The following is a 24,144-nucleotide window of genomic DNA, read 5'->3' as shown; positions in this document are numbered from 1 at the left end:
GGCGGCTTATCGTTATGGTTTATTGCGGTAACATCATACACATAAATGCCGCTAACGCGGCATTACTCGGCATGGATGGGCGGGCGACAATGATAATTAGGTCATGGCGACAAATTGTGAAAGCCAGCAGCCGCTTACTGTGGTTAGCCATCGCCATTAGTGGTTCAGCGGTGGCCAACCCCGACCATCAGATGTGTCGTTTAGATCGGTTGCAGCAGTGCCAGTTAAGCCCGCATTGGCAACAGATTGTCACTCGACTGTGGCCACAACCGCTGGCGCAAGCACTGCAATCGGCGGTGGCGGGGCAGGGGGGCGTAACCCTGCTGAGTGAAAACCAAGCCCTTATACTGCTCAACCCAGAAACTCTCAAGCGAAATCACCTCGTGCTGCTGGATGAACAGCTGTATGAACGCCCGAGTTTGCGTAATTATCGTTCGACCTACTATCACGAGCTTGGTCATGTTGCCACCCGCAACTCACCGTGGTTGGCGTCATTGCAGCGCGAGCAGTGGCCGCAGCATTGGAATCGCGAGGTGTTGGCGGATCTTTACCTGTATTGGCGTTTGTTGCGCGAAGGTGCCTCGGCATCAGAGCTATGGGCACAACTGCATTTGCGCAATATCGGTTTGATTCAGGCCAAACCCGATTGGCAGCATTGGACTACACCGGTGCTGTACCCGCTGCTGCAGGATCTGCCGAAACTGCGTTTAGCGGCGCAGTGGCCGTTGTCGCAATTTCTTAATGCCGTGTTGGCCGATAGCGATGTCAGTAGCGAGGCTCTGCGCGCTTACCAACGTTTGGGGCAGCGTCAGTTCGCGCTTACTAGTAGTAGCGTTGGTCAACCCTATCTAAGCGCTCCGTATCGACAGCAGTGGCGGCAAATGTTGGAGCCAACCCTGCGTTGGCTTGACGTTGACACCGCTGCCTATCTACGTCGCCATCAGCTTGATTAACTTCACCAACCACCGGTCGAATTGACCAAATAGTTGCTTGGGTTTTTCAGTAAGCTTTTGATTTTAAATGTTAATGCTTGTTGGAATAGTAATTGCTTCAATCCACAAGTGCATTTGGTTGATTGCTAATACCAATTCACTTAAGTAAATGGTCTATCTAGTGCGAAGGAGAAATCGTCTCAATCAAGGCACTCAACGCCGCTGCTAGTGACTCTACCAGTAAGTTGAGTAACGCCGAGTGAGGCGATTTAAACCAGCAATAATGATCAGATATTTAGGTGAATTGGTATAACCCCCGGATTTGACAGATCCGGCACTAGCAACGATGTTTAGGGTGTTTTAAACACGCCGGTGGAAAGAGCTTAAGGAGAAGTTATGTCGTTTTGGACGGCTATTGTCATCATTACCGCCATTTCAGTGGGGTTCGGTACCATTCCTGAGATCATGAAGCAGCGTAATCGCAGTAAGCAATTAGGCAAGTCGAATGAAGAACTGGAGCAGCGGCTACACACCCTTGAACAGCAAAACCAGCAACTGCATGAGCGGGTCGAGGTGCTGGAGCGGATCGTCACCGATGGTCAGTACGATCTTAAAGAGCAGTTTCGCAAGTTAGGTTAACGGTTTGAGTGCAATCGAGGGAGGATATGATGGAAGCAAAACATATGGTGGTGCTGGTATTGGTGTTCGGCTTTTTGGCATTGGCGGTATGGACCGACTACCGCAAAGATATGATGAAGTTAAAAACCGGTCGCACCAACTGGTTTGATCGGATGTTTGGTGTCGGCAGCGCCAGCGGTGATGACGGGATGGGCGAGTTGATGGGGGAAGGCAGTAGCAAACTGCGCGATGAAGTGGCCGAGCTGCGAGCACAGAACCAGAAATTGGCCGAGCGGGTGGAAGTGCTGGAGCGGATCGTCACCGACAGCCAATATGAGCTGAAACAGCAGTTTCAAAAGTTAGGGTGATACAGCGTTATCAGTTGGTAGTTTTCAGTCGATAGGAAGAGCAGTGATTAGCTGGCAGTTATCAGTAGCGAGCAAAAGCAGCAATTAGCTGGCAGTTATCAGTAGCGAGCAAAAGCAGCGATTAGTTGCAGTTATCAGCAGCGAGCAAAAGCAGCAATTAGCTGGCAGTTATCAGTGGCGAGCCAAAGCAGCAATTAGTTGGCAGTTATCGGTAGCGAACAAAAGCAGCAATTAGTCGGCAGTCTTCAGTTGCTTGTGGCAGATCATCGGCATACTGCTTTGAACTACCAACTACCAACTACCAACTACCAACTACCAACTACCAAGAATAGCCCGTTGATTACGCCAAGGTGGCAATCAGAATTCCGCCGCCGATAACGCAGAACACCGCGCCGCACAGAGCGTCGATCCACACCGCCATTTTTTGCATCAGCGCCTGCATTCTTCTGCCGGTCAGCAGCAGCGACAGCAGCGCAAACCACAGGAACGACAAGCCCCACAAAATGGCGATGGCGCCGCCTTTACCGGCAACCGACATCTGTGCTGGCACCAAACTCGACAGCAAACTGACGAAAAATACCAACGCTTTGGGGTTCAACAGGTTGGTCATAAAGCCTTTGCTGGTAGCTTGTCGGCCTGACAGACGCGGGGCACTTTGGCTGATAAGCGCGCCGTCGCCGTGGCGCAAGCGCGCCGGAATCGTCTTTAAAGCGCCGTAACCCAAGTACAGCAAGAACAGCCCGCCGGCGCATTGCAGCAGCATGCCCAGTAGCGGCGCTTGTTGGATCAGTAACGCCACCCCGGTAATCGCTAAAACGCTGTGCAGCAAGATCGCCAGCGAGATCCCAAATGCCACGGCGATGCCGGTTTGGCGACCATGGTGACTGGCGGTTTGCACTACTAGGGCAAAATCGGGACCGGGGCTGGCGAGCGCGATCAGATGCACCACCGCAAGGGTGGTTAAGATGGAAATTTCATTAAGCACGAACAGTTGCGCGGTTGCGCCTCTCGGTTATTGGATTAGAGCGGTATGCCTATTTGCTGCGGTGACCTTTGCCAATCAGCAGTCGGTGCAGGCCAAACCAAAAGCCCAGTTCACACAGGAAACCAAGCACAATCGCTAATAATGCGCCGCTGGCAAAGCCAATGGAATAGCAGATCAAGGCCGTGACGATAAAAAATAGCGGCAGCAGATAACGCATTGGTGTCGATCCTGTAAGCAGATGCCCTGTTATTAACCTAGTTAGACTTAAGCACTAGGGCAAACTGTTATCACATTAATTCTTAGAACTATTCTGCCGTTGCTGCCGGGCCAGATAGCGATCCAATTGGGCGGCGAACTCGCGTCTATCTTGAACCCCCAGTGGCGCCGGGCCACCACTTTGAATGCCGCTGCTGCGCAGGGTGTCCATAAAGTCGCGCATATTCAGGCGCTGGCGGACATTGGCACTGGTGTACAACTCGCCGCGGGGACTTAGCGCTAGCGCCTGTTTGTCGATCACTTCAGCTGCCAGCGGAATATCGGCGGTGATCACCAGATCGCCAGCGACCACTTGCTGCACAATCCAGTTATCAGCGACATCAAAACCGGCACTTATCTGGCGAAATTGGCTGTAGGGCGAGGGGGGTAAGCGGATCGGGTGATTGGCAACAAAGGTGGTGGTGATCTTGGTGCGATCGGCGGCTTTGCAAAGGATCTCGCGGATCACCGCCGGACAGGCGTCGGCGTCTACCCAAATACTCATAACATCGATTTTCTTGATAACAAAGGCGCCAGTGTATCAGAGCGGCGTAGCTTGCACCTGTTGTTGGCGTAATCGCTGCTGACGCCATACCAACGCCGCCGCCCCAAGATACATCACCAGCCCATACAGGCCAGCGGTTATCGCAAAATCTGGCTGGCCGATAAAGTTAATGGCGATCAGCATCGCCAAGGTGGTGTTTTGCAAGCCAACCTCAATGGCAACGGTGCCGGCCTCAGCGGCGGGTAAACGCATCAGTTTGCCAAGGCCGATGCCCAGCAGCACTGCCGAGGCGTTAAACAACAAACAAGCGAGGATCAGCTCCAGCGCCATAGAGCGCAGCAACTGCCACTCTTGAATGCAGATGGCGATCACTAAAACGATTAAGCCCCACTGCGACAGCATCCGAAACTTGGGCTCCATGGTGATCGCCCAATCCTCGAAAAAGCGGCGTAGCAACATTCCCAGCAGCACCGGCAACAAGGAAAACAGCAGCAATCCCAGGCCGGTTTGCACTAGTGAAAACTCACTGCTGGCCTGTGGTGCCAGCCACGCAAGGGTCAGCCCTAAAGCCAGCGGCGCGGTTACCATGCAAATCAGATTACTGATGGCGGTCAGCGAGATGCTTAGCGCCAAATTAGCCCGAGCCAGTTGGCAGATCAGGTTGGAACTGGTGCCGCCGGGGCACAGTGCCACCAGCATTAGGCCAACGGCGAGCGCGGTATCTAAATCAAACAGCAGGATCACCAGCAGCGCCAGCAGTGGTAATCCCAGCAACTGCCCCAGCAGCCCGGCCGCCACCGCCCGTGGCAGGGTGATTAAGCGTTTGAAGTCGGCGCCGGTTAACCCCAGCCCCATGCCAAACATGATGGTGGCCAGCAGCAACGGCAACAGAATTTGGGTCAGTAGCGAGCCCTGCATCAGCGCAGGCCCATGGTGCGGTAAACGGCAGTCATCTTGCTGTTATACAAACAAGCGTTGGTAAGCTCGAATGACGTATATGCAGGGTAGTTACTGAAGCAATTTCATCGTCCTGCTACGCTATAGCGTTTTTGACAACTGACACTGGCTCCGATGCAACTGAAGTACCTTGCTCATTATCCCGAATCGCTGCAACAACAGGTGCAGCAACTGATCGACAGCGAACGGTTAGGGCCGTGGCTACTAAGCCACTACGGCAAACGCCACCAGATCAGCAGTGATGGCGCGTTACGCGACTACGTGATGGCGCTAAAGCAGCAATATATGCAGCGTTCGGGGCCGATCGCCAAGATCCAGTTTGATGGCAAACTCCACATCATTCATAACGCCCTAGGCACCCACACCACCGTCAGTCGGGTGCAGGGCGGTAAGTTAAAGAGCAAGAACGAGATCCGCATTGGTAGCTTGTTTAAACAGGCACCCGAGCCGATGCTGAAGATGATTGTGGTGCATGAACTGGCGCACCTAAAAGAGAAGCAGCACGACAAAAATTTCTACGCCTTGTGCGAGCATATGCTGCCGCAATACCACCAGTTGGAGTTGGCGACGCGGATGTGGTTGACCGCGCGCGAACTGGGCTGCGATCCATTTAAAACTTGGTAACAGTTGTCGCCATTAAGATCGGATCTGGGTCACCTCGACTGGGGCAAAGTTTGTGCTAGTCTGAGCCTCAATCGCACAGCATTAATAAGGATAACGATGAGGCTGCGTGTTGCTAATTTAGGGGATGTGGCGGCGCTGCACGCGTTGCAGCAGCAGTGCTATATCGCCAACCTTTCCGCCGAAGAACAGCAGGATGGCTTTCTTTACAAGGTGCTGGATCAACAGCAGCTTAGCCAAGCCATTGCCGAACGCTCGGTGGTCCTGGCCGAACGCGACGGTCGCGTGCTGGCGATGGCGGTATTCGCCAGTTGGTCGTTTTGGGGATTCTCCACCACCTTGATCGATGTCGCCGAGCAGTTGCCCGGTCTGGACCTGCCGCTGAACTGTGATAATTCAGTGTTTTGGGGGCCGGTGGCGGTCTGCCAAAGTAGCCGCGGTTCGGGGGTGTTTACTGAATTGGTCGACTTTGCGGTGGCGCATTTAAAAGGGCGTTATCGCTACCTTTACAGTTACGTGCATCATCGTAATCACCGCTCGTTGGCGGCCCACATTAATAAAGCTCAGTTTGAACTGCAGCGCGATCTGATCCTCAAAGGTGAGCACTTTCGCGAGCTGATCCTACCCCTTTAAGTGGCTATACAGTCGCCATCGCGGACTCTACAATGCGCGCCTTTGATTCGTTTCTCGGCGCGTTTTTTATGAGTAGTACCCAGTTTGAACTTTTGGCTCCCGGTGGCGATATTGATGCCATTAAGGCGGCGATCGCCGCTGGAGCAGACGCCGTTTACTGTGGCTTGGACAAATTCAATGCCCGTAACCGCGCTGGCAATTTGGACTGGGTGCAACTTAATGGGGTGATCCGCCTTGCCCATCAACACCGCTGTAAGATCTTTTTGACCCTTAACATCGTGATGCTGCCACGGGAATTCGCCCAGTTGTGGAAGCTGCTCAACCAACTGAACAACAGCGATATTGATGGGGTAATTGTGCAGGACTACGGCCTGTTTATGCTGATCCAGCAGCATTTTCCTGATCTGGATCTGCACGCCTCAACCCAAGCCAATACCCACAACACCGGCCAGATCGATTTTTTGGCGCACTACGGCGTTAGCCGAGTCAACTTGTCGCGGGAGCTGGATATCGATGAGATCACCGCACTGGCCAGTTACGGTGCCGCCCGTAATGTGCAGATGGAGGTGTTCGTTCATGGCAGCTATTGCGTTGGTTTCTCCGGCCTGTGTTATTTGAGCTCGCATCACAATGGCGCCTCAGGCAACCGTGGTCGTTGCTCGCAGCCTTGTCGTGATGCTTATCAGCAAACCCCGTCGGGGTTGAGCTATCCACTGAACATGAAAGACAACAGCGCCTTTGCCGATCTGGCCAAGTTAGCCGACGCCGGCGTCTATTCATTGAAAATCGAAGGGCGGATCAAGCAAGCCCATTACGTCTACAGCGTGGTTGATCAGTGGCGCCAGCAGATCGACGCCTACGCCGATAATAAGCCGTTAGCCGCTCACAGCGATCTGCTGTACACCGTGTTTAACCGCGATTTCAGCGCCGGTTACCTCAATGGCAACCTCAGTCGCGGGATGTTTATCGACAACCCCAAAGATCACAGCGCCCACCACTTTGCTGCCCGTGCTGGAGTCAGTGACTTCAGCGGCTTTAAGCAGATTAAGACCGCGCTACACGATGTCAAAACCGACATCATCAACCACGTGGAGCAAGCGATTGCGCCGCTGGATAGCCAGCCATTGCCGCTGCTGCTGAATCTTTCCGGTCAGTTAGGGCAACCGCTGCAACTGACTCTGATCCGTGGCCGCGGTGCCGATGCAACCGTCTGGCAAGGACAGTCAAGCAGCGGCTTGATCGCCGCCGATCGCTATCAGCTGGATGATGCCACGCTGGCACCGATTTTTAACCCGCTCAACGACGCCAATCATCAGCTGCAAGCGCTGCAACTGGATGGCTTAACCGGGTTGTTCTTGCCGTTTGCAGAGCTGGCCACGCTGCGCCAGCAGATGCTGTTGTGGTTGCGCGGTGGTAAGGCGATCAAAGCCGAAGTGGCACTGCCTGCCGCACCGCAGCCACAGCGGTTTAGTGGAGATAAACAGCTGGCGGTGATCATCAACCAAGCGCCGTCGGCGGAGCTGCTGGCTGAGCCGGTAGAGCTGTACTACCAACTGCCGGAAGCCTTAGCGCCGCAGCTAACCCAGATGCAGGCGCTGTTTGCCGAAAATCCGCAGTTGCTGCCGTGCTTCCCGGCGGTGTTGATTGGAGCAAACTTCAGCGCCGCTAAGACGCTGTTGGAAACCGTGCAACCGGCCAAGATCTTGACCCATAACAGCGGCGTGGCTGCGGTTGCCGAGCAGTTAGGGATCGCTTGGATTGCCGGCGGGCAATTTAACCTGCTCAATGGCTATGCGTTGGCGGCATTGCAGCAGCGTGGTGCGGTCGGGGCGGTGCTGTCCAGCGAGCTGAGCAGACGTCAACTGCAAGGGATTGGCGCACCGGCTGGGATGGGGGTGTACTTCAGCTTGTTCCACCCGCAAGCGCTGCTTAGCAGTCGTCAGTGTCTGTTGCGACAGGTTATCGATTGTCGCAAAGACACCATGACTCCAGGCTGTTTGCGCAAGTGCGCTAAACGGGCAGAGCTTCGTCACGGTAGCAACAGTGAGCGGCGCTACATCATCGATAAACAGCGCGGCGATAACAACGTCATCTACGCCGATAAGCACTATCTGTCTGTTGCGGCGGTGGCGGATCTGCCACAGCTAAGCCATGGCTTGATTGATCTGCGGCAAATCGAAACCACCACCCAAGTCGCGTTGGAACCGGTGGCGTTGGTGCGTTTGTTCCGGTCGTTGCTGGCCGGGGATGAGGGCGCGGCAGCGCGGCTCACTGACGCCATCAGTAACCACTGTCAGCGTCAGTACCTGCAAGGGATCAGTTAGCTTTGGCTTTCAGTTGCTGCCACCGCTGACGCAACAACTGGCGCTGCTGTTCAATCAAGCGTTTGCGACCTTGGGCTTCGAACATCCGCAGTCCACCTTCGCTAAAGGCCAGATGCAGCAGCACCAGCAGAATGTCGTCGTCACTGGCCTCTTTCTCTGCTTTTCGCAGACGCGGGTACAGGGCTTGTAACTCCAGTGCCAGCGCTTGGTTTTGGCGCCGCAGATCGCTGACCTTAGCGGCGACCTTTTTATTGCCCTCGTTGGCGTGGTAGCCCTCCACAAACGCCTGCTTAAACAACGCCAGTTCCGCCTCGCTGCGGTCATTGTTATCGCGGTAGTGTTGCTGCTTAAAGTCGTTAAGCAGTTGCTTTAAGGTGGCCCAAGCCAGTTCATTGGCAGCGATTTGGCGTTGCCGATGTTGCCGCGCCTTGTAAACGGCGAACAGTGCCAGCGCGCAAGCAAATAGGATCAGCGGAAGGTAGCTCATCGGTCGGATAAACCCAGTGGTGATTGAAGTTGGGCAGGATACCGAACTGGCAAACGCCAGACAATTTGCAGCGCCTCACATTTACGCTTTGCCGCCACAGTAAGAGTGTGAACAAGGTTACGGTGTCTTGGCACAAAAACGCATACCTTTTGGGTAAGCATTTTTGATACTACCAACTGGGTAGCCAAGATAAGAGACCGAACCATGTCCGACAAAGCCGATAAAGAATTTTACCAGCGCGCCAGCGAACTGATCGAAGTAGCTAACAAGCACAACCAAGATCCAGAGCTGGAAACCGGTGCCGTAAGCGCCTCCTTCATGTACGCCCTGTGTAAGTACAATGCGTGGTTCAGCTCTACCGGTTTTGCCAACAAAGAGCAGATGCAATCCAAGCGTGATGCGATGCTGAAGTACTACACCGAAGAGTACGCCAAACTGTTGGCTGCCCACATGGACGACTACATCGAAAACTTCGATCACTACCGCTCTACTCAAAAATAAGCGTTAGTTGCATTAAAAACGCCGTCCTAGTTCAGGGCGGCGTTTTGCTTTGTGGATTACTGTGCCAAGCTGGCGGCATCAACTTAACGAGAGCAAATCATGAAAACCATCGGCTTATTGGGCGGCATGAGCTGGGAGTCGACCCAGAGCTATTACCAAGCGATCAATCGCGGCGTGAAAGCTCGATTGGGTGGGCTGCATTCCGCCAAGATCTGTTTGTATAGCGTCGATTTTGCTGAGATTGAAACCCTGCAACACCAAGGTGACTGGGATGCTACGGCGGTGATATTGGCGGATGCCGCCAAAGCGGTGGAGCGTGGCGGTGCCGATCTGCTATTGATCTGCACCAACACCATGCACAAGGTGGCGCCGCAAATCGCCGCGCAGCTGTCGATCTCACTGCTGCATATTGCCGATGCCACTGCGGCGCAGTTGCAGGCGGCGGGGATCAGCAAGGTTGGCTTACTTGGCACCCGCTTCACCATGGAGCAGGATTTCTATAAAGGTCGCTTAACCGAGCAATTTGGCATTGAGGTGCTGGTGCCGGATGAGCAAGAGCGCGGCGAAGTGCACCGAGTGATCTACGACGAACTGTGTCGCGGTGAGATCAAGCCGGAATCACGGCAACGCTACCTCAACATCATCGACAGCCTGCATCGCCAAGGGGCGCAGGCGGTGATTTTAGGTTGTACCGAAATTGCCTTGTTGGTGCAGCAGTCGCACACTTCGGTGCCGCTGTTTGATACCACGGCGATCCATGCCGAAGCGGCCGTTGCCGCGGCACTGGCGGAGTAAACCATGCTGACTGAATTAACTATTAGGCCGTTAAATGCCGCTGACCTGCCGCTGCTGCTGGAACTGGAAGGCGATGAGCAGGCGATGTTTTACACCGGTTCGCCGGGGGCCAAGTCGGCGGCTGAGATCGCCGAACGCCTAGACAAGGTGCTCAGTGGCGCTGAATCGCATCGCCAGTTTCATAAGTTGGTGGCGCAACATCCGGAGCATGGGGCGATCGGCATTGTGCTGTGCTACCTCGGTGACAGCGGCCATGGTGAGATCGGCTACATGTTGCTGCGCCGCCTGTGGGGGCAAGGGTTAGGTCAACAATTGGCGGTGGAGGCGTTAGCATTAGGGCAGCGTCAGTTTCCCAAGCAACCCTTGGTGGCGCTGGTGTATGAAGACAATGTTGCCTCATGGAAGTGTCTGTTGAATATTGGCTTTACCATCACCAAGCGTTTGGTGTGTCCGGATCGCGGCCTGAATGACATGGTGCTGGAGTGGACGCCAAGCGATCCTGATTAGCGTGGGCGGTTTGGTTGTTTAATAACTCAGCCCTAACAACAACGGCTTACCGGTTAGGTAAGCCGCTGTTGTTGAAAAAATTCAGCTGGGATTGCAGGCTTCAATGAGCAGATTGCCGGCATCGCCATCAAGTACCAGTGGCTCATCCAAGGTCAGGGTGACGCGCCAGTTGCCGCCGTCTAGGTTAACGCTGTTGTTATCCGTGCCCGCATTACCGCGCTGAATGCGGTAGTCGGTTTCAGTTTGCAACAATCCGACGCTGCCGTTGTCCGAGACAAAGTACTGCAGATCCCAGTTGGGGCTAGCATCCGCCAACTTAAACTGCACCGTGCCGCTGTAGCTAAACAGCGCTTGATAGATGTTGTTGCCCTTATAGCTCAGCTCAAACTGATCCTCCGCATTCCAGCCAGAAAGATCGCCGCGGACAAATAAGCGGCTGTCGCCCAAAGGCCCCAACTCGGCGACATCATCTAAGGCGCTGCAGGACTCAACGCTCGGTTGTTGATAGCTAACCGTGACCGTCGGCTGTGCCAGATTGCTGATGTTCAGCAAAAACTGGTAGTCACCATCGCGGTCAACGGCCAAGTTGATGTTACCGCCATTTTGGTACAACGGGGTGGCTTCGGCCAATACCAGCGCAGTATCACTGCCCCAGTTGTGGGTACTCCAGTCGCTGCTGGCCAACTTAAATTGATAATTGCCAGCGGTTAACGGCAAGGTCACGGCGTGCAGATTGCCGCCGAGATCTTGCAGCAGATTGCCATCATCCGCTGGCCAGCCATCGCCATACAAACTGCCACGAACATGCACTGGCGCTTGTAAGGTGGTTGGGGTAGCGGTCTTAGGGGTCACCGCTAGACCCGCACCTTGGCTGGCGCCCTGCGCCTTAACAAACACCGAGACGGTGCGGGCGGGAACGTTAAAGCCGTGGTCATCGACATAAGCGCTGGCTTGGAGTGGATCGTCATTGATGCCGTCGCTAAGGCTTGGATGCAAACTAAAACCGCTGGCCTTGTCCGCCAATAACGTCACCGCTTGCGGGCGAGCGTTGATGATCACCATTAGCGCATCGACCAGCGGATCGAGGTCACTGACGCCAAGGCCATCGTCAATCGACATGGCGATGACACCTGCGAGCTGATCGGCACCGGTGTTGTGAAAGTCGACTCGACTCATCACCGTGGTTTTATCGGCCAGGGCGAACAGCGCTGAACTGGCCCGAATGCCCAAAAACTCCTTGAGGTTGGCACTGGCGGCGGCAATGTCACTGCTGGTCACGGCAATATTGCTGTTGCCGATGATGGTTTGGATCAACGGCCAGTTGTCGCCATCTTTGTCGGCGCGGGGCAGACCACGATTCCAACCATTGCTGCTGCCATCAAACCACACCGAATTAAACCAATCGCCAGAGTCGTAGGAGTCGCGCTCCATCGATTTCGAGCGCAGCAGTTCAGCGCCCATATGCAAAAATGGCACCCCTTGGCCGACCAGGATGGTATTTAATGCCAGATTTTGCACCCGTACTCGTTCGGCGGCGCTGAGTTCGGTCGGCAACTTGTATTGATTGTTGTCCCACAGGGTTTGGTTGTCGTGTTTCGAGACGTAGTTCACCAGCTCTTGAGGGTCATCGGTGTAACCGGCGCTCTGGCCCTGATAGTCCACATCAACGCCAGCCATGATGCGGTCGTCGCTAACCTGCAGCAGGAAGTCTTTCAGACCGCCAGCAAGGTTGACTCGAATGATGTCGGTTTCATGCAGCAGTTTGGTTTGTTCCGCTGCCGAACCTTGATTGAGCTCATTCGGATCGGTAAACAAACCGGTGGTAAAGCCTTGGCTTTGGCGCAGTCCGGTGCCGCTGTCAAAGGGGCCGCCACCGCGCAGTGAGTCGCGAATACGATCGGAGAAACTGCCAACCCCAGTGCCCGCCATATTGGCTTGAGTGGCCTGCACAAAGCGGGCGTCGTTGGCGACCTCGCCAAAGTTCCAACCCTCGCCGTAGAAGTAGATAAAGTGATTAACGGCGGTGGTTACCGCTTGGTAGGCGGTTTCGATATTGGCTTTGCTGTGATGACCCATTAGATCGAAGCGAAAGCCATCGATCTGGTAGTGCTTAGCCCAGTGCACCAAGGAATCCACCATCAGCTTCTCCATCATCCGATGTTCCGAGGCGGTGTTCTCACAACAGGTCGAATTCTCGATACTGCCGTTGTAAGGATTAAGGCGGTGGTAATAGCCCGGAACGATGCGATCCAGCACCGAATTGTCATACAGGCCAGAGCTGGCGGTATGGTTGTAGACCACATCCATCACCACGCTTAACCCCATCTGGTGCAAGCTGTGCACCATCTGTCGAAACTCCAGCACCCGGCTACTGCCGTTGGCATCAGAGGCGTAACTGCCCTCTGGGGTCGAGTATTGCAGCGGATCGTACCCCCAGTTAAAGCTGTCGAGGCCGCGAACATCCGCCAGCAGTTGTTGGCCGCAGCCGCTGCTGACATCGCAGCGGGCTAGCGCTTCAGCAATGGTATCGCTGGCGGCCACATCGGTATTGCTGCACAGCGCGGCACTCGGGTTGAGTGCGCACAGAGCCGCTTTACTGCTGGTCAGATCGATCCGCTGGGCGGGATTTTCGTTGACCGAGGCGATATCAAAGCTCGGCAGCAGGTGAAAGTGCGTTAAGCCGGCATCTGCCAAGCTTTGCAGGTGGCTAACGCTTTCACGCTCAGTTTCGGTAAAGGCCAGATACTTGCCGTTATACGCTGCGCTGCCAAGCTGATCGCTGTTGGAAAAGTCGCGGATGTGCGCCTCATAGATGATGATCTGTTCGGCACTGTCGACCTGATGATCGGCATCATCCAGCCAGCCGCTGGGCTGCAGAGCGCTGTCATCCAAGTCCAGCAATTGCGAATAGGTGGAATTGGTCGATACGCTCAGCGAATAGGGATCAGCAACCCGATAGGTTTCTAACTGCATCGTCAGCGGGTGGTACAGGGTTAACTCATAGCGATAGTAATCGCCACTGACGAGTTGATCGGTGCTGAGCGTCCATGCGCCAGAATCGTCATCAAAGCTCATCGCAATCGGCGCGGCTTCGACGATGCTGCCGTTGCTAAAATAAGCCGGAACCAGACTCACCTGCTGGGCGGTTGGTGCCCACAGGGTAAAACCAGCTAGATTGCCGCTTAACTGTGGAAAGTAATCCAGTTGGCTGGCGGCATCGCCATAAAGGCCATCCAGCGCACCAGCCAACTGCACTTGAGTGGCCATTTGGCTGCCATCGGCACGGCTGTGGTGCAGTACCAATTGCTGTTTTAACAGGGTGTTGGCATCAACCTCTGTGGCAAAGCGCCACGCGCTAAAATCGGCTAGATGGGGGTATTGGCGCTGTAATTCAGCGCTTAAGTCGGTGGTGGTTAACGGGTAAGCGTTGCCATTCACTAAGCGATTGCTGGCGCCGTCGATGGCTAATTCGGCGGTGGCCGAGGCATACAAGGTGGCACTGCCAAGATTGTTGTCATTGGTCAGCAGCACACTGTCGCCATTAGCGTCGATCAGCCAGTGGCTGCTGGCACCTTCTATGGTCAGTGGCGGCTCAGTTAGCGGTTCGACAAACAGTTGCCCATTGCCGCTAAAGGTAAAGATCTGCTGCCCCAGATCGGCCTTGCTAAAGCGATGATCGCCACCACCAACGTCCTTTTCATCGCCCTTATGGACGATAAAGTTAAACGATTGCCAATCGGCGCTGTCCAGTTCGACCACATAGTAAGCGCCAAAAGTGGGATCGATGCCCTCAGCCAGTTGCGGTTTCGCCCAGTCGGTTTCACCGCTGTCGCTGATGTATTCGTTGCTGACAAAGTTGGCGCCCTGCGCGCCCCACAGGTGCAAGCCCCAATCACTGTAGTCCTGATCGGCGCGGTTATAGTAGATCACCGCTTGCCGTTCGTTTGGGCTGACCGGAAGGACGATCTCCGTTACGGGCTCTGGCGCTTGGTTGGTGGGCGTGTCGTTGTCACTATCGCAACCGGCCAACAGCAACGCACAGCCTGCCAGCAGGGCGCTCGACCATTTGCGGTAACCTTCGGCGGTTGTTGCGGTTGGTGTGAAATGGATTACGTTCATGGGTTCTCCATCGGTGTTATCTGCTGCAACGGCCTCGTTGATGTGAGTGCCGCTCTCCCCCAGCGGTTACAATGGTGCGCACCCATTCGCTGTAACCTAAACCCTCGATCAAGCCCCAGTTATGATTGTTGTAAGGGGCAGCAGCAAACCGAATGCATAGGTATGCATTGGAAGCTAAAGAAAACTGCGAACGATGTTCAATGAATACGTATGCAAGCGGAGATTGTTAGATTGATAAGTACAATCAGTGAATGACCAAACCAAACAACGCACGAGGGGGCCGATGAACGGCGCCTTGCACCGCGACTACCGCCGCTATGGCCCCGATTATCGCTGTGGCGAGCAGGTTGACTTTGCTGACATCAAAGCCCAGTTTGGCTTAGCTGGGATTGTGGTTGGTCGCTGGGTTGATAAGCAAGAAAAGGCGCTGGCGGCCAATCTGGTGTTTGATGCCTTGGCGGATCTGGCGTTTTTGCTGAATCTGCCGCCGCAAGCGATGGGATTGCGGCAAACCTTAAGCTTGGCCTTTGGCCATGGCGGTTCGCCGGTTGCACAGGCCCACTATGCCCCTGCCAGTAACACCTTAGCGCTGGCGAAAAACGCCGGCGCTGGGGCGCTGGCCCATGAATGGTGGCACGCCTTTGATCACTACATCGCTTTTCGCTTATTCAAGCGCGACAGCCACGACAGCATCATCAACAGCTTTGCCAGCAATTTGTGGTTGGCGCAGCGGCAAGCCATTGAACATCCGCTTAATCAACGGCTAGAGCAGTTACTGGCAACGGTGCTACTGAGTGCCGATGGCGCCGATCAAAGTGAGTATGTGCGGCGCTCGGTGGCGCTGGATAAGCAATTTGGTCGGCGCTATTTGAGCCTGCCGACCGAAATGCTGGCGCGGGCGTTTGAAGCTGCCATCCAAGGCGATGATCGCATTCACAATCCCTATCTGGTTAGCGGCACCAAAGCCACTGAATTGGCCAAACTTGGCGGTTTTCCAGATCGCCACCACCTCGGCTTAATCAGCACCGCGCTGCATGGCTATTTCACCCCGCTGGGGCAGGCGTTAAGCCGCTGAGCAATTGCAACTCAGCGGTCGTTTGTATTACTTGAAACCTGGCCGAACTGAGAGTTTAAGCATCAGCGTTGTTAGTACGAGTTCGGCCTCGATGAGTGATGGTCGTAATTATTGTGGATCTGGCTCTTGTTGATATTGCTCCATCTCCATTTGGGTCGCTAAATCCTTTGGCGAGTGATGGCAGACTCCGCAGTCTTTTTGCAATGCGCTGTTACTTGGCAGTACTGGGGGTAAGTCTTTGCCGTCCTGCCATCTATGGCAATCCATACAACTGACGGCCTCAAGATGTTCTTCTGTATCTATCCAAACGTGTGCGGGGGTCAGTTGCCACTTTTCATCGTGGCATTCATTGCAGCCATCAATAGCGAATACGTTAAAACTGGCCAGCAATATAACAATAAGTATTTTCATGTGGTTGTTAACTCTCTATGAAGCGGCGCTTATTACTATAACCCTTTCGATATTATTTGCTCTATATAGTTTGGTTGATTAGCTGTACTGAAACGGTGAATGTAAATATCTACCGATTTAAATTCTGATGTGAGAGCGCAGCCTAAATATAAAATTCAGGCATTGATGAATGTGTATCTAAAGTAAGCTGTTGTCTTTGTGATTGTAAATATTGTGTGGCGGCAAGGTGTAAGAATTGCTGAGTTGTTGGCTTTTATGTGTTGCCTGGTTTTGTGTTTTTTGGTCGCAGAGTTTGTTCGGTATCGTTGACTTATGTGTTGTATTTATTGATGAAAATTATCTTGTTTTTGCTTTGTGTGTGTGCAAGGTAAAGTGTGAATTTTTTGCAAGTTTAATCAATTAAGCCTTTCCCTGAATTAAGTCTAATTAAATTGCAAGCAAGTTTGCGGTGAGTCATTTTCGCAGACGAGTTAATGTCGAATGTGTCTTCAATGACAATGAATAAGTGAGTTGTTGTGATCTTGATTCAGACTATGAAGTAGCCAACTTGATCGGCTACCTCTTCATGGGTATCTATGTCGCTACGGTTAATTGGGGCTAATTATTGACCCATTTAAGGGGGGAAGCCGTGATGATGAAAAAGTTTCACTTAAATAAAACTTATAAGGCGTTACTTAGCGCCGGTCTATTAGTGCTTGGTCTAAGCGCTTGTGGCGGCAGCGATGGCAGAGATGGTGCCAGTGGCGAAAATGGCTTTATTGGCAAGGACGTGCATGACGCTAAAACGGTACAAGCCCGTTTTAGTAGCGCCAAACTGGAAGGCAATAAAGTCACCATTCAGTTTAAGTTAACAGACGGTAATGGTGTAAAACTGGTCGGCTTGACCAAGCAGGATGGGCTCAGTTTTGGTATTGCCCAGTTAACGGAAGTTTCTGATGGTAACTTCCAGTGGCAGTCCTACCTTAATAAAGAAGTCAAACTAGGGACGCTTCCGGAAGATACCTCACATCTAACGCCACTCGAATCCGCGACCCAAGCAATGGTTGAATCGGCAGCAAATTGCGCCGGTGATTGCCTAGTTGATCATGGTGATGGCAGTTATAGCTACACTTACCAAGTTGACATCATGAATGTCACTAGCCCGGTAAAAGTGGCATATAACGCTGAATTTACTCAACGTGCGACGCTGGAGTTGGCGCTTGCTAACGGTATCGTAGTAAACGCTCATCATGAGTGGCAACCTGCAACAGGAAGTACCGACAATATCCAAACCCGTGATGTTGTGAGTCTTGATAGCTGCCACGCTTGCCACCAGCCAGACAGCCTGGCCTTCCACGGCGGTAAACGCATCGACATAGAAAACTGTGCCGCCTGTCATACCGCGACCTCCGCCGATCCAGAAAGTGGCAATAGCATTGAGTGGGGTTACATGATCCACGCTATTCACCGTGGCGAAGATCGTAAAATTTACGTTGAAAACGAAAATGATGCCGGTGAAGTGGTTGGTAGCAAAATAGCGGCGCCATACAAAATCATTGGCTACAAAGGCAGTGTTCATGACTATGGCACTCTGGCTTATCCGCAAAACCCAGCCGCAGACTGTAGTGCGTGTCATACCACTGAAGGCGAAAACGTCCCTGCTAACGCCGATCTGTTCTTAGCGGATAACAGCAATCAAGCGTGTATCTCTTGTCATACGCTTGTGCCAAAACAGTGGCACTCAGAAGATAATGCCGATTGTGTCGCCTGCCATACCGTGGGTGGTTATGGCCGTGGTGCCGAAGAAGCTCACGCCGACGCGATGAAGCCTTACCTGAGCAGCCAGAAATACAGCGCTAAATTTAGCAATATTCAAATCAGCAACAACGGCAGTAAAAACGTACTGACTTTTGATGTGCAAATTCTGGATGAAAACGGCACTGCGTTGTCGGATAAGCACATTGCTAATCCAAGTGCCTATGCCCAATCCAGCATCTACTTCTCATGGAACGTTGATCAAGATTACCCCGCTTACACCGATGGCAGCAAATACAGCGATCGTGGCTTAAAACTGCGCAATACCGACTACACCACTTACCAAAATGGCGTATTCAGTGTGAGCAGTGAAAACTTGTCATTAGCGCTGCCTGCCGATCTTGATGGGGTTAATGTTGAACTGTATGCCGGTGTGGCCACTTGCTTTACCTCTGGCGGTAAAGGCCGGCCGGTGATTGAAGCGACCGAGTGCACCGTTACTGCAGGCGATACAGACTTCGTTACCAGCAGTGATTACGCCTACATCCAAAGTGCCCCACTGCGCTTTAAATGGGATGGCAGCAAGACCATTCAAGAGCCAGAGGCCGCCACTGCCGATAAGCGTCGTTTGATCATTGACGAAGCAAGCTGTTTGGGCTGCCACAATCAAGAGATCGAGCACTACGATAACGGGGTTAACTGCCAAGCTTGCCACACCCCAGATAAAGGGCTGAACGCGTGGGGCGGTAATGTTCCAACCAGCTTTGCTTATAAGGCCCACAAGGCTGATGGTCACTACCTGAAAGAGTCCGGCACGGTCTTAAAATCGGACTGTGCGACCTGTCACGCGGTAGATAAGAGCACTGGTGAACTGGTCGGGATTACCCTTGGTAGGGCGACTGATCGCGCTTGGCAAGAGGTTAACAAAGCCGGTGAAGCGGTTTGGGCATCGTCCGATACTGGTGCTTGTTTAACTTGTCACCGCCCAACCGATCCGTGGTTCAAAGAGTCCACCCGAGCACACATTGAAGGCAATGGTGGCGTACTAGATGCTGCCACTAAGGTTGAGGCACTTGCAGCCAGCCAACAAGAAAGCTGTGCCACCTGTCATAGCCCAGAGCGCATTATGGCTTCTCATGGGCATCAATAAGGTTATCCGTTAATTCAGAGAAGGGGAGTGTTCCTCCCCGACTCAATTGGCATTTTTTGCTGACTGATAATTCACCCGGTGCCTAACTGGCATTAAAGCTGGATGAGCTCGGTCGGCTTCATCTTTCTTTACAAGTAATAACGATGATGAAAAAAAATCAAAAAAATTGGCGCCTAACCTTGCTGGCTGCGGCCATTGCCACCGGCTTGACGGCCTGTGGCGGCAGCGATGGTAACCCTGGAGAGCCAGGGCGCCCGGGGGGTGAACCTGCTGAGGTCATTACTGAACTGCATCTGGCCATTACCGACATCAAACAAGTTGATGGCGTAACCGAAGTAACAGTGTTAGCGACTAACGAGGAAGATCTCGCGGTTGTTGGCTTAACTGCGCTGCAATTGCGCCAGTATCAACTGTATCCGCAAGGGTATGCCAGCAGTGGTGACTCGGCTCGCTGGGCCAGTAACGGCCGCTTTACTGAGTACAGCAACAATGGCGATGGTACTTACACCTTTAGCCTGGCTGGATTGGAGAACGACGCCAGTCTGACTCAGCGCTATAACATCATCTCCAATGCCGTCACGTTAGCGGGTGGAACTGAGGTACCGCATCAAGAGATCAGCTTAGATTTCAGTGGTACTGGTGGTAATGCCGGTTACACCAAACAGGTGGTTTCACAGGTGGCCTGTGAACAGTGTCATAACCCAGCAGAGCCGATTGCCCGCCGTCACAGTGGCTTCTTCGAAGTGGAAACCTGTGCAAGCTGCCATAACGAAACCAGCATGCAGGATGAGCGTGCCAGCTTCCAGCATTTGGTACACGCCATTCACAATGACAGCCACAGCTTTAGCGACAGCAAAGGCAACCTGTACGATGGTGTTGCTGCAGAAGCGCTGCTGAATAACGATTGCCGTACCTGTCACCTTGCCGATGAACAATTGGCAGAAGCAAATAACTGGAATCGAGTACCAACCAAACAGACCTGCTCTGGTTGTCACAACGACGGTTATGCTGACAGTGGCGCCATCATCCATCTGTCGCATTTAGCTAATCAGACCGATAACACCAGTTGTGCCGCCTGCCACTCGGTGGATGAGATCACCGCAATCCACGTTGGTGATTTGGATCTGGATAAGCAAGCGGCCCAATCGCTTACTAGCCAGTTGTCATTAACCGCCGCCGCCAACGGTGACGTTACCGCGACCTTGCAATTGTTCGATGCTAACGGTGCCAAGGTTGATGCCAATGACTACGCCGACTCTTTGGATTTCGTGGAAGTCATCGGCAACGTTAATCCGCAAGCGACTCAGCTCAATTACGGTAACAAACGTAAATTAGCCGTACGTGGTAATGGTGACGACAGCATCGCTAACTACCTCACCGAAGCGGGCACCATTGCTACCTCATTCAGTCAAATGCTTGCGGGTGAGTATGCCCAAGAAACGGCGTTGGTGATTGCTGGTATTCGCTTCTGTGCCGCAGATGGGGCATTTGTGCCATGTGGCGAACACGATACCTACATCTCGATTGATTCCGCTGCGGCGACCGTGGCGATGGAAGGGGTGACGTTAAAGTCGCGTCACTATGACTCGGTTGATAGCAATAGCTGTGCGACCTGCCATGGTGAAACCTTCCAAATTCATAATAGCTTTGTCGAAGAGAGCCATCATGCTGGTTTTACCTTTAACCAGCAGATGCAAGTGGGTGATTGCGCCGCCTGTCATAACACCCACGGTACTTATGCCGGTGGTGCCAATATGGGCGCGATTGAGATGAAGCTGCATAAGACGCATAAATCTCAAGCGATCGTTTCAGATTGCAGCCAGTGCCATACCAGCTTCAATGTGGACTCGTTCGATGACAAGACGCCGCTGGCGACCAGTGGTGGGCTCTACAGCTCACCGTGGGCTGCGACTTGTGGTTCATGCCATGATTTTGCGGCACAAATGCAAAATAGCAACGGTACGGTTGGCGAGCACATGAGCGGTAAAGGGGCGGTTCTCAACCAGCTGTTGGACAATGCCAGCAGTGCTGAAACCTGCGCTAATTGTCATGGCAAAGGCAAAATGTCTGATCACCACTTTTCCCAATTCTGATTAAGCATAGGGGGGGAATTTCTCCCCCCTTTTTATTGTTCTAAAGGGCTCAAAAAATGCCTAAGAAATCCCTAATTGCCGCTCTGCTTGGCAGTGCCTTATGTGCGCTAAGTTTGGCCAGTCCGGTAATGGCTGCTGGTAAATGGCAGCACATGGACCAGGCCGAATTCGAAGCGGTGCTTGATAAAAAATTTGCCGATGGCGCCTACTCCAAACAAGGTGCCGATAACTGTCTGATGTGTCATAAAAAATCAGCTAAGGTTTCAGCCCTTTTTGATGGCGTGCATGGCCGAGTTGATAATCCTAATAGCCCAATGGCTGGGTTGCAGTGCGAAGCCTGTCACGGGCCAATGGGTAAACATAATCGTGGCGGTAAAGAGCCGATGATTGTCTTTGGCGAAGGCTCACCACTGTCGGCGGTTAAGCAAAATTCGGTGTGTCTCTCTTGCCACCAAGGTGAAGAGCGCATGGCGTGGCACGCCTCTACCCACAACTTGGAAGAGATCGCCTGTGCGGATTGCCACCAAGTACACGTGGCTAAAGACGCGATCTTAGATCCCACTACCGAAGTGGAAACCTGCACCAACTGTCATACCCGCCAAGGGGCTGATATGCACAAACGTAGTGCCCACCCGATGGATTGGGCTGGGATGACCTGCTCTAGTTGCCACAACCCCCACGGTTCGCTGACTGAAGCAGCATTAACCAGCACTACCATCAATGACAATTGCTACCAGTGTCACGCCGAAAAACGTGGTCCGTTCCTACAAGAGCACCAGCCGGTAATGGAAGACTGTTCTAGCTGCCATACACCGCATGGCAGTGTGAATGATGATCTGCTGCAACGCCGTGCCCCACAGTTGTGCCAAAGCTGTCACGCCAGTGCCCACAACGGTAATCCACTGTTTAACTCTGGTGCCGATGTAATGACCGCCGGGAAAAGTTGCCTTAACTGCCACAGTCAGATTCATGGCAGTAACTCACCCATGATGGGTCAGCACGCCATCCCACTAGGTCGCTAAGGAGAGCACCGATGAAGATTCATCTCAACTTAATTACCTTGGCCTTATTGGGGTTCTCTGCAACTGCCTCGGCGAACTATGGCTTGGCGAATGCTAATACCAGCAAAATTAATCTGGAAAAGTGGCAGTGTAAGCGCTGTGACATCAATGAAGGATTAACCGGACAGGTTGCCGCCAGCTTGGGCGTGGTGGAAGCTGCTGCTGATCACGCCGCTAATCATTTTAATGGCTTTGACGATGGGGCTGCCTATGGCTTGGATGCGGATCTGGATTATCAGCGTGCCGGTCATCAAGCCAGTTTCGATGCTTATAACTTAGGTAGCGAGCATGGCGTCGCCACCATTAGCGCCGGCAAGTCCGACGCTGCCATGGTGCAGTTGGATTACGCCCAATATCGCCACGTTAATGCACAGGCATTCTCCCCCTACGCCTACGTCGGGGGAGAGTTGATTGATTTAGGCCATGGCCAAAACCAAGATCTTGAACTTACACGAGAGCGTTTTGGTGCCGCGCTGCAAGCCAGCGTTGGCGAGGTTGAAACCTACGCGGATTTCCAGCGTGAAAATAAAACTGGTACTCGCAGCGCTTCAATTGCGGGGATGACCCCAACTAACGTGCTGGCACCGGTTAATCAGCATACCGATCGCTATCGTGCTGGCGCTAGCCTCAGTGGCAGCAACTGGTTTACTGGGGTTAGCTACCTTTATTCCGACTTTAGCAACGACCTTGGTACGGCGATCGATTTCAACGGTTATCAAAACGCCTTAACCAATGCGCCAAGTAACGATGCCTACCAGCTAATGCTGAACGGCAGTTATCAGTTTGGGGTATCGAATATCGCGGGTCGAATTGTCAGTGGTCAGATGAATCAACGTGCTGATCTGGTTGCCAATCCATCGGTCACCGCATTCGATGGTGAAGTTAAGACGCTAGATATTAATCTCGATTACAGCACCTTGGTGAATAACCAACTGCGTCTGCGGGCCGGCTTTGATTACTCTGATCGCGACAACCGCTCCACGATAGTTAGCGGTCCGAACTTGGTGGCCGATCCGCTGACCGGCGAGCTAGAGGATTATGCGCTGATCGATACCACCTCGACCCGGGCCAACGTTGGTAGCAGTTATCGCATCGCTAGCGGCTACCGCCTGAATGCCGATTACCAGTTCGAGCAGAAACAACGTCATGCTCACGGATGGGATAAGGAAGAGACTCAAGATCACAGCGCTGATATCAAGCTAAAGATCACTCAGTTCGAACGCTGGGACATTGCCTTAAAAGGCGGTTACAGCCATCGAGATATGTCGAAAATTGACGCTGACCGTTTGTTGTCTGGCGAAGATAACGCCTTGTTGCGCCGTTATAATCTGGCCGATCGCGATCGTATCGTCGCTGAGTTTAATGTTATCCATACGCCAATGGCTAACGTGGCTGTCGACCTTAAGGGTCACTGGGCTAAGGACGATTACAGCGACACTGAAATTGGCTTAACTGAAGGCCAAGACTACGGCTATGACTTGGGGCTGAGTTATCACAAACAACAGCTAAAGTTGCAGGCGTTTGGTGGTATGCAATGGATCAATACCGATCAAGCGGGCAGCAGTAATGGCGGCAATGCCAACTGGACCGCAGAGGTGGAAGATCAATTTCTGTACCTAGGAGCGGGTGCCGATTACCAATGGCGTCCAGACACGGCGATTGGTGTCGATTACCTTTACAGTGATTCGGCGAGCGATACCGTGGTACAGCAAGGGATCCAAACCCCTTACGATGACTACTTCGCAATCAGCCACAGCATTACCGTGTACGGTGATCATCAGCTTAACCCTAAAATGGGATTACGGTTGGAATACCGTTATGAACGTTTTGAAGAGACCGACTACGCCAATGTTGGTACTGGTTCGCCTTACCTAGGCAACCTAGACCACAACTACAATGCTCATCAGTTGATGCTGACTATTAGCTATCAGTTGTAGTAGAAACCGTGACTCCTTTGGGAGCTAGCCGAATAAAACAGCGAGCCGATGCTCGCTGTTTTCTTTTCAGTTACCC

Annotated in this window: 21 protein-coding genes; 14 read left to right on the top strand and 7 right to left on the bottom strand. The window is 53.0% G+C overall.

Annotation, left to right across the window (positions count from 1 at the left end; translation table 11 throughout):
• Positions 1 to 116: 116 nt before the first annotated feature.
• The 3 genes from G506_RS0105755 to G506_RS20360 all read left to right on the top strand — a co-directional run bounded on the left by G506_RS0105755 (position 117) and on the right by G506_RS20360 (position 1,918).
• Complete coding sequence (locus G506_RS0105755; RefSeq protein WP_028116031.1) at positions 117 to 953, top strand: hypothetical protein; 837 nt, start codon at positions 117 to 119, stop codon at positions 951 to 953.
• Between the two features lie 375 nt (positions 954 to 1,328).
• Positions 1,329 to 1,571: a hypothetical protein gene (locus G506_RS0105750; RefSeq protein ID WP_028116030.1), complete on the top strand. Its 243-nt coding sequence runs from the start codon at positions 1,329 to 1,331 to the stop codon at positions 1,569 to 1,571.
• Positions 1,572 to 1,600: 29 nt separating this feature from the next.
• Positions 1,601 to 1,918 carry a hypothetical protein gene (locus G506_RS20360; RefSeq protein WP_156904813.1) on the top strand — a complete coding sequence of 106 codons (318 nt, stop codon included), beginning with the start codon at positions 1,601 to 1,603 and terminating at the stop codon, positions 1,916 to 1,918.
• A 340-nt stretch (positions 1,919 to 2,258) separates the two neighbouring features.
• On the opposite strand, the gene G506_RS0105740 is transcribed toward G506_RS20360, so the two are convergent.
• The 4 genes from G506_RS0105740 to G506_RS0105725 form a co-directional block, all read right to left on the bottom strand.
• The gene (locus G506_RS0105740; RefSeq protein ID WP_035387072.1) at positions 2,259 to 2,903 is read right to left on the bottom strand and encodes a LysE family translocator; all 645 of its coding nucleotides are present in this window, start codon (positions 2,901 to 2,903) and stop codon (positions 2,259 to 2,261) included.
• Between the two features lie 49 nt (positions 2,904 to 2,952).
• Positions 2,953 to 3,120, bottom strand: coding sequence for a hypothetical protein (locus G506_RS21020; protein WP_169628076.1), 168 nt, complete (start codon positions 3,118 to 3,120; stop codon positions 2,953 to 2,955).
• A gap of 75 nt (positions 3,121 to 3,195) precedes the next feature.
• Positions 3,196 to 3,663 carry a YaiI/YqxD family protein gene (locus tag G506_RS0105730; RefSeq protein WP_028116028.1) on the bottom strand — a complete coding sequence of 156 codons (468 nt, stop codon included), beginning with the start codon at positions 3,661 to 3,663 and terminating at the stop codon, positions 3,196 to 3,198.
• Between the two features lie 36 nt (positions 3,664 to 3,699).
• The gene (locus tag G506_RS0105725; RefSeq protein ID WP_028116027.1) at positions 3,700 to 4,581 is read right to left on the bottom strand and encodes a bile acid:sodium symporter family protein; all 882 of its coding nucleotides are present in this window, start codon (positions 4,579 to 4,581) and stop codon (positions 3,700 to 3,702) included.
• A gap of 153 nt (positions 4,582 to 4,734) precedes the next feature.
• On the opposite strand from G506_RS0105725, the gene G506_RS0105720 reads away from it, so the two are divergent.
• The 3 genes from G506_RS0105720 (at position 4,735) to G506_RS0105710 (ending at position 8,198) form a co-directional block, all read left to right on the top strand.
• Positions 4,735 to 5,244: a M48 metallopeptidase family protein gene (locus G506_RS0105720; RefSeq protein WP_035387071.1), complete on the top strand. Its 510-nt coding sequence runs from the start codon at positions 4,735 to 4,737 to the stop codon at positions 5,242 to 5,244.
• Positions 5,245 to 5,340: 96 nt separating this feature from the next.
• Positions 5,341 to 5,874 carry a GNAT family N-acetyltransferase gene (locus G506_RS0105715; protein ID WP_156904812.1) on the top strand — a complete coding sequence of 178 codons (534 nt, stop codon included), beginning with the start codon at positions 5,341 to 5,343 and terminating at the stop codon, positions 5,872 to 5,874.
• A 68-nt stretch (positions 5,875 to 5,942) separates the two neighbouring features.
• Positions 5,943 to 8,198 carry a peptidase U32 family protein gene (locus G506_RS0105710; protein WP_028116024.1) on the top strand — a complete coding sequence of 752 codons (2,256 nt, stop codon included), beginning with the start codon at positions 5,943 to 5,945 and terminating at the stop codon, positions 8,196 to 8,198.
• On the opposite strand, the gene G506_RS0105705 is transcribed toward G506_RS0105710, so the two are convergent.
• Positions 8,191 to 8,685 carry a hypothetical protein gene (locus G506_RS0105705; RefSeq protein ID WP_028116023.1) on the bottom strand — a complete coding sequence of 165 codons (495 nt, stop codon included), beginning with the start codon at positions 8,683 to 8,685 and terminating at the stop codon, positions 8,191 to 8,193. The genes G506_RS0105710 and G506_RS0105705 overlap by 8 nt on opposite strands.
• 204 nt (positions 8,686 to 8,889) lie before the next feature.
• Here G506_RS0105705 and G506_RS0105700 point away from each other — a divergent pair, with 204 nt between their 5' ends.
• The 3 genes from G506_RS0105700 (at position 8,890) to G506_RS0105690 (ending at position 10,488) form a co-directional block, all read left to right on the top strand.
• Entirely contained in the window at positions 8,890 to 9,186 is a 297-nt protein-coding gene (locus G506_RS0105700) for a DUF3144 domain-containing protein (protein WP_028116022.1), read from the top strand.
• Between the two features lie 99 nt (positions 9,187 to 9,285).
• Entirely contained in the window at positions 9,286 to 9,981 is a 696-nt protein-coding gene (locus G506_RS0105695; RefSeq protein ID WP_028116021.1) for an aspartate/glutamate racemase family protein, read from the top strand.
• A 3-nt stretch (positions 9,982 to 9,984) separates the two neighbouring features.
• Positions 9,985 to 10,488: a GNAT family N-acetyltransferase gene (locus tag G506_RS0105690; protein ID WP_028116020.1), complete on the top strand. Its 504-nt coding sequence runs from the start codon at positions 9,985 to 9,987 to the stop codon at positions 10,486 to 10,488.
• A gap of 81 nt (positions 10,489 to 10,569) precedes the next feature.
• Here G506_RS0105690 and pulA read toward each other — a convergent pair whose 3' ends face one another.
• A complete protein-coding gene (gene pulA, locus G506_RS18960; protein WP_051201935.1) occupies positions 10,570 to 14,607 on the bottom strand; it encodes a pullulanase-type alpha-1,6-glucosidase in 4,038 nt (1,345 codons plus the stop codon).
• Between the two features lie 283 nt (positions 14,608 to 14,890).
• Here pulA and G506_RS0105680 point away from each other — a divergent pair, with 283 nt between their 5' ends.
• A complete protein-coding gene (locus G506_RS0105680; protein ID WP_028116019.1) occupies positions 14,891 to 15,682 on the top strand; it encodes a CLCA_X family protein in 792 nt (263 codons plus the stop codon).
• A gap of 108 nt (positions 15,683 to 15,790) precedes the next feature.
• Here G506_RS0105680 and G506_RS0105675 read toward each other — a convergent pair whose 3' ends face one another.
• Positions 15,791 to 16,093 (bottom strand): cytochrome c3 family protein, encoded by a 303-nt coding sequence (locus tag G506_RS0105675; RefSeq protein WP_028116018.1) that lies wholly within the window; start codon positions 16,091 to 16,093, stop codon positions 15,791 to 15,793.
• A gap of 631 nt (positions 16,094 to 16,724) precedes the next feature.
• On the opposite strand from G506_RS0105675, the gene G506_RS0105670 reads away from it, so the two are divergent.
• The 4 genes from G506_RS0105670 (at position 16,725) to G506_RS0105655 (ending at position 24,068) form a co-directional block, all read left to right on the top strand.
• Positions 16,725 to 18,977: an OmcA/MtrC family decaheme c-type cytochrome gene (locus G506_RS0105670; protein WP_028116017.1), complete on the top strand. Its 2,253-nt coding sequence runs from the start codon at positions 16,725 to 16,727 to the stop codon at positions 18,975 to 18,977.
• Positions 18,978 to 19,123: 146 nt separating this feature from the next.
• Positions 19,124 to 21,070 (top strand): multiheme c-type cytochrome, encoded by a 1,947-nt coding sequence (locus G506_RS0105665; protein WP_028116016.1) that lies wholly within the window; start codon positions 19,124 to 19,126, stop codon positions 21,068 to 21,070.
• A gap of 56 nt (positions 21,071 to 21,126) precedes the next feature.
• On the top strand, positions 21,127 to 22,092 hold the full coding sequence (locus tag G506_RS18955; protein ID WP_051201934.1) for a DmsE family decaheme c-type cytochrome: 966 nt from the start codon (positions 21,127 to 21,129) through the stop codon (positions 22,090 to 22,092).
• An 11-nt stretch (positions 22,093 to 22,103) separates the two neighbouring features.
• Positions 22,104 to 24,068, top strand: a complete 1,965-nt coding sequence (locus tag G506_RS0105655) for an MtrB/PioB family decaheme-associated outer membrane protein (protein ID WP_028116015.1) — start codon at positions 22,104 to 22,106, stop codon at positions 24,066 to 24,068.
• The last annotated feature ends 76 nt before the right edge of the window (positions 24,069 to 24,144 follow it).

This window comes from Ferrimonas senticii DSM 18821, from assembly GCF_000422665.1.
In the GTDB taxonomy this organism is placed as follows: Bacteria; Pseudomonadota; Gammaproteobacteria; order Enterobacterales; family Shewanellaceae; genus Ferrimonas; species Ferrimonas senticii.
Note: the sequence above shows the minus strand (reverse complement) of the source record. Positions and strands in the feature narration are given on the sequence as shown.

Coding starts and splice junctions, on each gene's coding strand:
- G506_RS0105750 (WP_028116030.1), top strand. CDS start 1,329: ATGTCGTTTTGGACGGCTATTGTCATCATTACCGCCATTTCAGTGGGG.
- G506_RS20360 (WP_156904813.1), top strand. CDS start 1,601: ATGGAAGCAAAACATATGGTGGTGCTGGTATTGGTGTTCGGCTTTTTG.
- G506_RS21020 (WP_169628076.1), bottom strand. CDS start 3,120: ATGCGTTATCTGCTGCCGCTATTTTTTATCGTCACGGCCTTGATCTGC.
- G506_RS0105730 (WP_028116028.1), bottom strand. CDS start 3,663: ATGAGTATTTGGGTAGACGCCGACGCCTGTCCGGCGGTGATCCGCGAG.
- G506_RS0105725 (WP_028116027.1), bottom strand. CDS start 4,581: ATGCAGGGCTCGCTACTGACCCAAATTCTGTTGCCGTTGCTGCTGGCC.
- G506_RS0105720 (WP_035387071.1), top strand. CDS start 4,735: ATGCAACTGAAGTACCTTGCTCATTATCCCGAATCGCTGCAACAACAG.
- G506_RS0105715 (WP_156904812.1), top strand. CDS start 5,341: ATGAGGCTGCGTGTTGCTAATTTAGGGGATGTGGCGGCGCTGCACGCG.
- G506_RS0105710 (WP_028116024.1), top strand. CDS start 5,943: ATGAGTAGTACCCAGTTTGAACTTTTGGCTCCCGGTGGCGATATTGAT.
- G506_RS0105705 (WP_028116023.1), bottom strand. CDS start 8,685: ATGAGCTACCTTCCGCTGATCCTATTTGCTTGCGCGCTGGCACTGTTC.
- G506_RS0105700 (WP_028116022.1), top strand. CDS start 8,890: ATGTCCGACAAAGCCGATAAAGAATTTTACCAGCGCGCCAGCGAACTG.
- G506_RS0105695 (WP_028116021.1), top strand. CDS start 9,286: ATGAAAACCATCGGCTTATTGGGCGGCATGAGCTGGGAGTCGACCCAG.
- G506_RS0105690 (WP_028116020.1), top strand. CDS start 9,985: ATGCTGACTGAATTAACTATTAGGCCGTTAAATGCCGCTGACCTGCCG.
- pulA (WP_051201935.1), bottom strand. CDS start 14,607: ATGAACGTAATCCATTTCACACCAACCGCAACAACCGCCGAAGGTTAC.
- G506_RS0105680 (WP_028116019.1), top strand. CDS start 14,891: ATGAACGGCGCCTTGCACCGCGACTACCGCCGCTATGGCCCCGATTAT.
- G506_RS0105675 (WP_028116018.1), bottom strand. CDS start 16,093: ATGAAAATACTTATTGTTATATTGCTGGCCAGTTTTAACGTATTCGCT.
- G506_RS0105670 (WP_028116017.1), top strand. CDS start 16,725: ATGATGAAAAAGTTTCACTTAAATAAAACTTATAAGGCGTTACTTAGC.
- G506_RS0105665 (WP_028116016.1), top strand. CDS start 19,124: ATGAAAAAAAATCAAAAAAATTGGCGCCTAACCTTGCTGGCTGCGGCC.
- G506_RS18955 (WP_051201934.1), top strand. CDS start 21,127: ATGCCTAAGAAATCCCTAATTGCCGCTCTGCTTGGCAGTGCCTTATGT.
- G506_RS0105655 (WP_028116015.1), top strand. CDS start 22,104: ATGAAGATTCATCTCAACTTAATTACCTTGGCCTTATTGGGGTTCTCT.